We start from the raw sequence: 8968 nt of genomic DNA on the forward strand, positions 1-8968 counted from the left end.
TGGCTTCGGTTGTTCTTGTCATGAAAAGGCAAGTTGAGCTGACGGTTGTGTCTGCGTCATCCATACCTTGGGCGACAGGATCGCGCCCTTTTTCGTTCGACGCTACCCCAGCAGGTTATGCCAGATTGTCGGGTTGTGCCTACGCTTGAGGACACCTTTGATCCGCTCAGGCCTAGTGGCTTCGGCGGTTCACGGGGAATCCAGTGCCCTGGGCAGGGGGACGAGCGCGCCGTCAATTGTCATCAAATGCGAAGCGGCTGACGCCCAATGAAAAGCAGCTGATCCCCTGCGTCTCTACTGTTTGTCCTACAAAGTCCACCAGCACCCGATGGCGATCCCATCGACAGCTCAAGGGTAAAGACGTGAACAACAATAAAGACAGCGCAACCATCCTCATCGTCCCGGGCCTGCGCGACCACGTGGCCGAGCACTGGCAGACCCTGCTCGCCGCACGCCTGCCCAAGGTGCGTACCGTCGCGCCGCTGACCGAAGACAAACTGCGCCTCGATGCTCGGGTCGAGGCCATCCAGCGCGAGCTCGAAAGCATCGAGGGTCCGGTGATCCTGGTGGCTCACAGCGCCGGTGTGCTGATGGTCGTGCACTGGGCTGCTCGCTACGACCGCCCCATCAAGGGCGCGCTGCTGGCTACCCCGCCAGACCTCGATGCTACCTGGCCGGAAGGCTACCCGACTCCCGACTCCCTGCGTGCCAATGGCTGGTCGCCGTTGCCGCGCCAGCGGCTGCCATTTCCCAGCCTGGTGGCCGCCAGCGATAACGATCACCTCGCCAGCCTGGACGCCGTCCGTGGCATGGCGGCCGATTGGGGCGGTGCCCTGGTCGAACTCGGTGAAGTCGGCCATCTCAATCCTGCCTCCGGCTACGGCGACTGGCCGCGCGCGGAAGCACTCATCCAGATCCTGGATCACTGATCCAGGACTTCCAGAGATCGCCGGGTAGTTCGGCGGGGCCGGGCGCATCAAACCAACCGGATGCGCCCCGGCCAGGTAGCAGGAGCACGCCCGAAGGTTGCAGCAATCATTACAACAAAAAGCGGAGCCAACGCATGAACAACAAGAATCACAGTCCGAACCTGCGCAGGTGCCTGCTCGCCTCGGCTGTCCTTGCCGGGATGGGCGCGTCGTCGACCCAGGCCTTTGAACTCGATACCGGTAATCCGGACTGGGCCGTGCGCTTCGACAACACCGTCAAGTACAACTACGGCGTTCGCACCGAAAGTGCCGACAAGACCATGCTAGGCACGCCGAACAACAACGACGGCGACTACAACTTCCGCAAGTCCGGCACCAACATCACCAACCGCGTCGACCTGCTGACCGAGCTGGACGTGGTCTACCAGAACAACATGGGTTTCCGTGTCAGCGCTGCCAGCTGGTACGACAAGGCCTATGACAATGCCGGCTCCAATTCCAACCCGTTCGTCAACGGCAACGAGGACTTCTCGCGCATTGTCGGCCAGCCCAGCACCACCAACCCGGCGTTCGGCAGTCCGCACCTGAGCAACTATGCCCAGCGTTACTACAGCGGCCCGTCCGGCGAGATTCTCGACGCCTTCGTGTTCTACAGCACCGAAGTGGGCGAGGAGTCGATGTTCAGCGCCAAGGCCGGCCAGCACAACGTCTATTGGGGCGAGACCATCCTCAACCCGGTGCACGGGATCAGCTACGGCCAGTCCGGCCTGGACCTGGCCAAGCTGGCTGCCGCACCCGGTACCGAAGCCAAGGAGCTGTTCGTTCCGCGCAACCAGATTTCCGCGTCCTTCACCATCAACCCCGAACTGACCGTGGCTGCCCAGTACTTCCTTGATTGGGATGCCGCGCGCCTGCCTGAGGCGGGCACCTACTACGGCAGCTCCGACCTGGTGGGCTTCGGGGCGCAGTCCTTCCTGCTCGGCCACACCGGTGGTCCGGGCCTGGCGGGGCCGAACGGGACGCTGACCACCATTCGTCGTGGCCATGACTTCGAGCCCGACAAGCGCGGCGACTGGGGCCTGATGCTCAAGTGGTCGCCCGAATGGCTGGACGGCACCCTGGGCGCCTATTACCGCAACTCTTCGGAAATCCTCCCCCAGGCCGTGCTGGACGGTACCGGGCTGACGGCCCGCGGCGCCGCCGGCCCCATCGCCAACGTGCAAAGGTCCATCAGCACGACTAGCTATAAGTTCGCCTATGGCGACGACATCGACATCTTCGGCCTGAGCCTGTCCAAGGACATCGGCGGCATCAGCGTGGGCAGCGACCTGAACGTTCGCCACAACATGCCGCTGGCGAGCATTCCGGCGATCACCAGCGCGCCCGGTAACGGTGGCCTGGCGGCAGGCCTCGGGCTGCTCCCGCCCCGTGTCCCGGGGACCGGCGTGGTCACCGACGTGCCCCGGGACGGCGACAGCATGAGCGCCACCGGCGACACCCTGCACTGGACCGTGAACGGTTTGATGGCCATCGGCGACACGCCGCTGTTCGACGCGGCGACCCTGCTGGGCGAGCTGTATTACAGCAACCTGCTGGAGCTCGATAGCAAGAACGAGGCGCTCTACAAGGGCAAGAGCACCTACCGCGGTATTGACCAGCCCACGCGTGACAACTGGGGCCTGGCGGTCAACTTCACGCCCACCTGGTACCAGGTGTTCCCGGGCGTGGATATGAGCACTCCGATGTCGGTGAACGTCGGCCTGGACGGTGTTTCCCCGGTCCAGGGTGGCGGCGCCGAGGACACCGGCACCTATTCGGTGGGTGTCGGCGCAGCCATCTACAACCAGTACTTCGTCGACCTGAAGTACGTCGATTCCTTCGGCGATGCCGAAAAATGTGAAAACGGCGCCACTGACGGCTCCACCCCCAATGCACTGGACGCCACGCAGCGCTACACCTGCTTCGCCGGAGGTTATTCCTCCTTCTCCGGCGGCGGGGCCACCACGGAAGACCGCGGCGCGATGTACCTGACCTTCAAGACCACCTTCTGATATCCGCATTGCTCGAAAACGAGCAGGAGACCTACGAGATGAAATTCGTGAAAACTCTACTGGCGGCTTCCCTTGCGGTGGCTGTTGTTGGTTCGGTGCAAGCCGCCGTTTCCCCCGCAGAAGCCGCAAAGCTGGGCAGCAGCCTGACCCTGGTGGGGGCCGAGAAGGGCGCCAGCGCCGATGGTTCGATCCCCGCCTATGAGGGCGGCCTGACCACCGCTCCGGCCAACTTCAAGGCTGGCGACAGCATGCGCCCGGACCCCTTCGCCAGTGAGAAGCCGGTGCTGGTGATCGACGGCAAGAACGTCGAGCAGTACAAGGGCATGCTCAGCGCCACGACCGTGGAATTGGCCAAGCGTTATCCCAGCTTCCGCGTCGATGTCTACCCGACCCACCGCACCGTGGCCATGCCCCAGGGCGTGCTGGACAACAGCCAGAAGAATGCCACCGGCGCCAAGTCCACCAATGGCGGCCTGGCCATCGAGAACGTGCTGCCGGGCGTACCTTTCCCGATCCCGCAATCGGGTAGCGAAGCCATGTGGAACTTCCTGCTGCGCTACCAGGGCGTGACCATCAACTCCAAGTACGACTCCTGGAACGTCGATGCCGCGGGCGTGGCGACCCTGGCCACCACCGGCATGGCGTTCATCAACTATCCGATCTACGAGGACCTGTCGAAGACCATCGACAGCTCGGGTGTCTACTACCAGATGAAGCTGCAATACACCGGCCCGGCTCGCCGCGCTGGCGAGGCGATCATGCTCAAGGACGCTGCCAATGCCGTGGAGCAGCCGCGCCGCGCCTGGCAATACTTGCCCGGCCAGCGCCGCGTAAAGCTGGCGCCGAACCTGGCCTACGACACGCCTAACCCGGGCACCGCTGGCGCCGGTACCTACGACGACGTATTCGTCTTCAACGGTGCGCTGGATCGCTACGACTGGAAGCTGGTGGGCAAGCAGGACATGGTCGTGCCCTACAACACCTACAAGCTGACCTATGCCCAGGACCCGAAGGCACTGACCACGCCCAACCACCTGGCGCCTGATTACGTGCGTTGGGAGAAGCACCGCGTCTGGGTCGTGGAAGGCACGCTCAAGTCGGGCGCCCGTCACATCTACGCCAAACGTCGCTTCTACCTCGACGAGGACAGCTGGGTGGCCCTTGCCTCCGATCAGTACGACGCGCGTGGCCAGCTCTATCGCGGCTCCTTCGCCTTCCTCAGCCAGAGCTATGACAAGCAGGTCCCGGACTCCACGCCGTTCATGATCTACGACCTGGTTGGCAACTCCTACAACATCAACGGCGTGGTTGGCCCGTACGGCGGCATCCGCTACATCGACCCGCTGGGCAAGGCCCAGTGGTCCGCCGAGTCCCTGGCCGGCGCCGGCATTCGCTGATCCAGCCTGGCCGCCGCCCTGAACCACGGGGCGGCGGCTCCGCTTTCGAGGTAGCCTTATGTTGTTTAGCAAACGGATCGCCCTGGCCGCACTTGCCTTGGCATTGCCTGCAGGCATCAGCCAGGCTGCGCCCTTCATCGACGTGCTGGACCTGCCGGCCCAGCGCAGCGAACTGGCCGCCAGCAACCCGCTGCTCGACCTGGCCGAGGCCGGTAAGCGCCTGGTCGCGGTGGGGCAGCGTGGACATATCCTTTATTCCGATGACGGCGGCAAGACCTGGAGCCAGGCCAGCGTGCCGGTCAGTTCGGACCTGACCGCCGTCCACTTTGCCACGCCAACCCTGGGTTGGGCCGTGGGACATGATGGCGTGGTGCTGCACAGCAGTGATGGTGGCAGGACTTGGACGAAGCAGCTCGACGGCCGCCAACTGGGTCGCCTGATGCTGGACGCCTATGCCAACCATCCCGACGCCGAGCGCTGGCTGGAAGAGGCGCGCCGCATCGAAAGCGAGGGTGCGGACAAGCCCTTCCTCGACGTCTGGTTCGAAGATGAGCGTAATGGCTTCATCGTCGGCGCCTTTAACCTGATCTTCCGCACCCGCGACGGCGGACAAAGCTGGGAGCCCTGGACCGATCGCACTGATAACCCCAGTGCTTTTCACCTCAACGCGATCGGCTACGACGGCCGTGACCTGTTCGTGGTCGGCGAGCAGGGCCTGGTGCTGCGCCTGAACCCGGCGAGCGAACGGTTCGAGGCGCTGACCTCGCCGTACCAGGGCTCGTTCTTCGGCGTTATCGGCCAGCCGGGTTCCGTGCTGGTCTACGGCCTGCGCGGCCATGTGTTCCGCAGCACTGACGGCGGCGCCAACTGGGTGCAAGTGAATACCGGCTTGCCGGTGAGCATCACCGCGTCCGCTCGCGACGCGTCCGGCCATCTCTACCTGCTCAGCCAGGCTGGCCACACCCTGCGCAGCCTCGATGGCGGCGCGAGCTTCCAGGCCGTTGAGACGGGCCCGCTAGTGCCGGTTTCCGGCGCCGTGGCACAGGCTGAGACCGGCCTGGTGCTGGCCGGCAACCGTGGCTTGAGCCTGCGGGCGCTGGCTCCTGCCCAACAAGAATAAAGAGAGGCGAACCCATCATGGGTGGCATGAAAGAAGGCGTGATACCGGTGATCCAAGATCTGAACGACTTCGACGTGCACAGCGGTAATTTGCTGGAGCGCATCGTTTTCAACAACCGCCTGCCGTTCGTGATCGGCATCCTGCTGATGACGCTGGTGCTGGGCTACATGGCGATCACCCGCCTGGAGCTGCGCCCCAGCTTCGAAAAGATGATTCCCCAGGGGCACCCCTACATCCAGAATTTCCTGGAGAACCGCAAATCCCTGCGCGGCCTGGGCAACAGCGTTCGTGTCGTGGTGGAGAGCACCCAGGGCGACATCTTCGACCCGGACTACCTCGATGCGCTCAAACAGGTGCATGACGAGCTGTTCCTCACCCAGGGCGTCGATCGTGCCTGGATGAAGTCGCTCTGGGCGCCAGGCGTGCGCTGGACCGAAGTCACCGAGGAAGGTTTCCAGGGCGGCCCGGTGATGCCCGATAGCTACGACGGCTCACCGGCGAGTATCGAACAGCTGCGGCAGAACATCGCCCGCGCCGGCATCGTCGGCAGCCTGGTGGCCAACGACTTCAAATCCACCATGCTGGTGATCCCGCTGCTTGACCAGGCCGCGGCCGGGGCCAAGGGCGTGGACTACCACCAGTTCTCGCGCACCCTGGAAGACAAGTTCCGCCTGCGCTTCGAATACGCCGGTGACACAGCGGCGCAAGCCTCTGGCGAGGAAGGGCAGGGCAAGATCAAGGTCCGCGTGATCGGCTTCGCCAAGCTGGTGGGCGATCTCATCGACGGCCTCATCCGCGTGATGATGTTCTTCGGCCTGGCCGTGGTGACCGCTTTCTTCATCATCCTGGCCTACACCCGCTGTCTGCGCAGCAGCCTGCTGGTGATCTTCTGCTCGCTGCTGGCGGTGGTCTGGCAATTGGGAATCGTCGCCTGGCTCGGCTACGCCATCGACCCGTATTCGATCCTGGTGCCGTTCCTGATCTTCGCCATCGGCGTGTCCCATGCCACGCAGAAGATGAACGGCATCATGCAGGACATCGGCCGCGGCACCCACCGCCAGGTGGCTGCGCGCAACACCTTCCGCCGGCTGTTCCTCGCCGGGGTCACGGCGCTGCTGGCCGACGCCGTGGGCTTCGCCGTGCTGTTGCTGATCGACATCCCAGTGATCCAGGACCTGGCCATCACCGCCAGCATTGGCGTTGCCATGCTGATCTTCACCTCGTTGCTGTTGATGCCGGTGGCGCTGTCCTACGTCGGCGTCGGCGCCAAGGCCGCTGAGCGCGCGCTGCGGATCGACTCCAACGCCGCCGCGCACCGGGGCTTCGGGCGCATCTGGGACTTCCTCGACCGCTTCACCGAGCGGCGCTGGGCCCTGACTGCGGTGGTCGTGGCTGGCCTCATGGGCGTGGCCGGCTTCGTGGTCAGTCTGCAACTACAGATCGGTGACCTCGATGCCGGTGCGCCGGAGCTGCGTGCGGACTCGCGCTACAACCGTGACAATGCCTACATCACCGGACACTACGCGCTGTCCAGCGACCTGTTCGCGGTGATGGTCAAGACCCCGGCCGAAGGCTGCCTCAACTACCAGACCCTGGTGCAGGCCGATCGCCTGGCCTGGGCCCTGCAGCAGCATCCGAACGTGCAGACCACGGTGTCTCTGACCAATGCCGTGCGGCAGATCACGGCCGGAACCTATGAGGGCAACCCCAAGTTCCTCAGCCTGCAGCGCAACCAGGACGTACTCAACTACGCCGCCCAGCAGGCCTCGGTGAACACGCCGGAGCTGTTCAATACCGACTGCTCGGTGATGCCGGTGATCGCCTACCTCAAGGACCATAAGGCCCAGACGCTGGCGGAAGTGTCCGCCATCGCCGAGCGCTTCGTCGCCGACAACAGCGAGCCGGACCGCCAGTTCCTCCTCGCTGCGGGCACGGCCGGCATCGAGGCCGCCACCAACAGCGTGGTGCACTCGGCCAACCGCACCATGCTGTTCTACGTTTACCTGGCGGTGACGGTGTTCTGCCTGATCACCTTCCGCAGCTGGCGGGCGACGCTGGTGGCCGTCCTGCCGCTGGTCCTCACCTCGGTGCTGTGCGAGGCGCTGATGGTGGCCATGGGCATTGGCGTGAAGGTGGCGACCCTGCCGGTGATCGCCCTGGGCGTGGGTATTGGCGTGGACTACGCACTCTACCTGCTCAGCGTGCAGCTGCAGTACCAGCGCGAGGGTCTGTCGCTGTCGGCCGCCTACAAGAAGGCCGTGGCCTTCACCGGCCGGGTGGTGGCATTGGTGGGCATCACCCTGGCAGCGGGCGTGATCACCTGGGCCTGGTCGCCGATCAAGTTCCAGGCCGACATGGGCATCCTGCTGACCTTCATGTTCATCTGGAACATGCTCGGCGCGCTGATCCTGATCCCCGCGCTGTCCTACTTCTTCCTGCGCGAGCGCCGGGTAGAGCCCGAAGTGCTGTAGGAAAGGGACAAGTCCCAACCGCCCCTCTCCCCTTGGGAGAGGGGCCAGGGCGGGCCGCGTTCGGATGAGGGATGATTACCCCGCCGCGCGGCAGCTCAGACCACCACTGCCGTGCCGCTGACGCTCACCATCAGCATGCTGCCGTTCTGGCCCACCACCTCATAGTCGATATCGATACCGACCACGGCATTGGCTCCCTGCTTTTCCGCGTTCTCCTTCAATTCCTCGAAAGCGATCTCCCGCGCGCGGGCCAGTTCCTTCTCATACGCACCGGAACGCCCGCCGATGATGTCGCGGATGCCGGCAAACAGATCACGGAACACATTGGCGCCGAGAATGGCTTCGCCGCAGACGATACCGCGGTACTCACGGATGGCCTTGCCTTCGAGGGTGGGAGTGGTGGAGAGAATCATGGCGCGCTCCTGGCTGTTCAAAGAGGGTTGAAGCATAGCCCCACTACAGGGCGAGGGGCGGAATCCCGAACCAGGATGAGCCAAGACGCTCCAAAGCGTATTCTTTTAGCACTCGCCACCGGGCGAGGTGGTCAGGTCGGTAACCACTGTTGATGATTTTGTTGTTGTAATAACAAAATATTTTGCTGTGATCTGTGGTTTTTTACCCTTCATGGTCGTATTTTGTTCGGCATTAAAACAAAATCATCCGCTATCTGGAGTCGATTCCATGCATCCCCGCGTCCTTGAGGTAACCGAGCGCCTGATCGAGCGCAGCCGCGCGACCCGCGAGCGCTATCTGGCGATGATCCATCAGGCGGCCAGCGAGGGGCCGCAACGCGGCAAGCTGCAATGCGCCAACTTTGCCCACGGCGTGGCCGGTTGCGGCGGGGGCGACAAGCAGCGCCTGCGCCTGATGGACGCGGCCAACGTGGCCATTGTCACCGCCTACAACGACATGCTCTCGGCGCACCAGCCCTACGAGCACTACCCGGAACGGATCAGGCAGGCGCTGCGCGATATCGGCTCGGTGGGCCAGGTGGCGGGTG

Annotated in this window: 6 protein-coding genes and 1 pseudogene; 6 read left to right on the plus strand and 1 reads right to left on the minus strand. The window is 64.0% G+C overall.

What is annotated here, in order from left to right; genetic code table 11:
• Positions 1-362 precede the first annotated feature (362 nt).
• From J7302_RS25750 to J7302_RS25770, 5 genes are all read left to right on the plus strand, one after another.
• On the plus strand, positions 363-929 hold the full coding sequence (locus J7302_RS25750) for an RBBP9/YdeN family alpha/beta hydrolase (protein WP_215381580.1): 567 nt from the start codon (positions 363-365) through the stop codon (positions 927-929).
• A 134-nt stretch (positions 930-1063) separates the two neighbouring features.
• A complete protein-coding gene (locus J7302_RS25755; protein WP_215381582.1) occupies positions 1064-2980 on the plus strand; it encodes a DUF1302 domain-containing protein in 1917 nt (638 codons plus the stop codon).
• A gap of 38 nt (positions 2981-3018) precedes the next feature.
• Positions 3019-4377, plus strand: coding sequence for a DUF1329 domain-containing protein (locus J7302_RS25760; RefSeq protein WP_215381584.1), 1359 nt, complete (start codon positions 3019-3021; stop codon positions 4375-4377).
• 58 nt (positions 4378-4435) lie between these two features.
• On the plus strand, positions 4436-5497 hold the full coding sequence (locus J7302_RS25765) for a WD40/YVTN/BNR-like repeat-containing protein (RefSeq protein ID WP_215381586.1): 1062 nt from the start codon (positions 4436-4438) through the stop codon (positions 5495-5497).
• Positions 5498-5514: 17 nt separating this feature from the next.
• On the plus strand, positions 5515-7968 hold the full coding sequence (locus J7302_RS25770; protein WP_215381587.1) for an efflux RND transporter permease subunit: 2454 nt from the start codon (positions 5515-5517) through the stop codon (positions 7966-7968).
• 95 nt (positions 7969-8063) lie between these two features.
• Here the strand turns inward: J7302_RS25770 and J7302_RS25775 are convergent, their stop codons facing one another.
• The gene (locus J7302_RS25775; RefSeq protein WP_215381588.1) at positions 8064-8381 is read right to left on the minus strand and encodes a heavy metal-binding domain-containing protein; all 318 of its coding nucleotides are present in this window, start codon (positions 8379-8381) and stop codon (positions 8064-8066) included.
• 268 nt (positions 8382-8649) lie between these two features.
• Between J7302_RS25775 and J7302_RS25780 the strand changes: the two are divergent.
• Positions 8650-8968 (plus strand): annotated as a pseudogene (locus J7302_RS25780) (phosphogluconate dehydratase); the annotation flags it as partial.

This window comes from Metapseudomonas boanensis (genome assembly GCF_018704125.1).
GTDB classification, from domain to species: domain Bacteria; phylum Pseudomonadota; class Gammaproteobacteria; order Pseudomonadales; family Pseudomonadaceae; genus Metapseudomonas; species Metapseudomonas boanensis.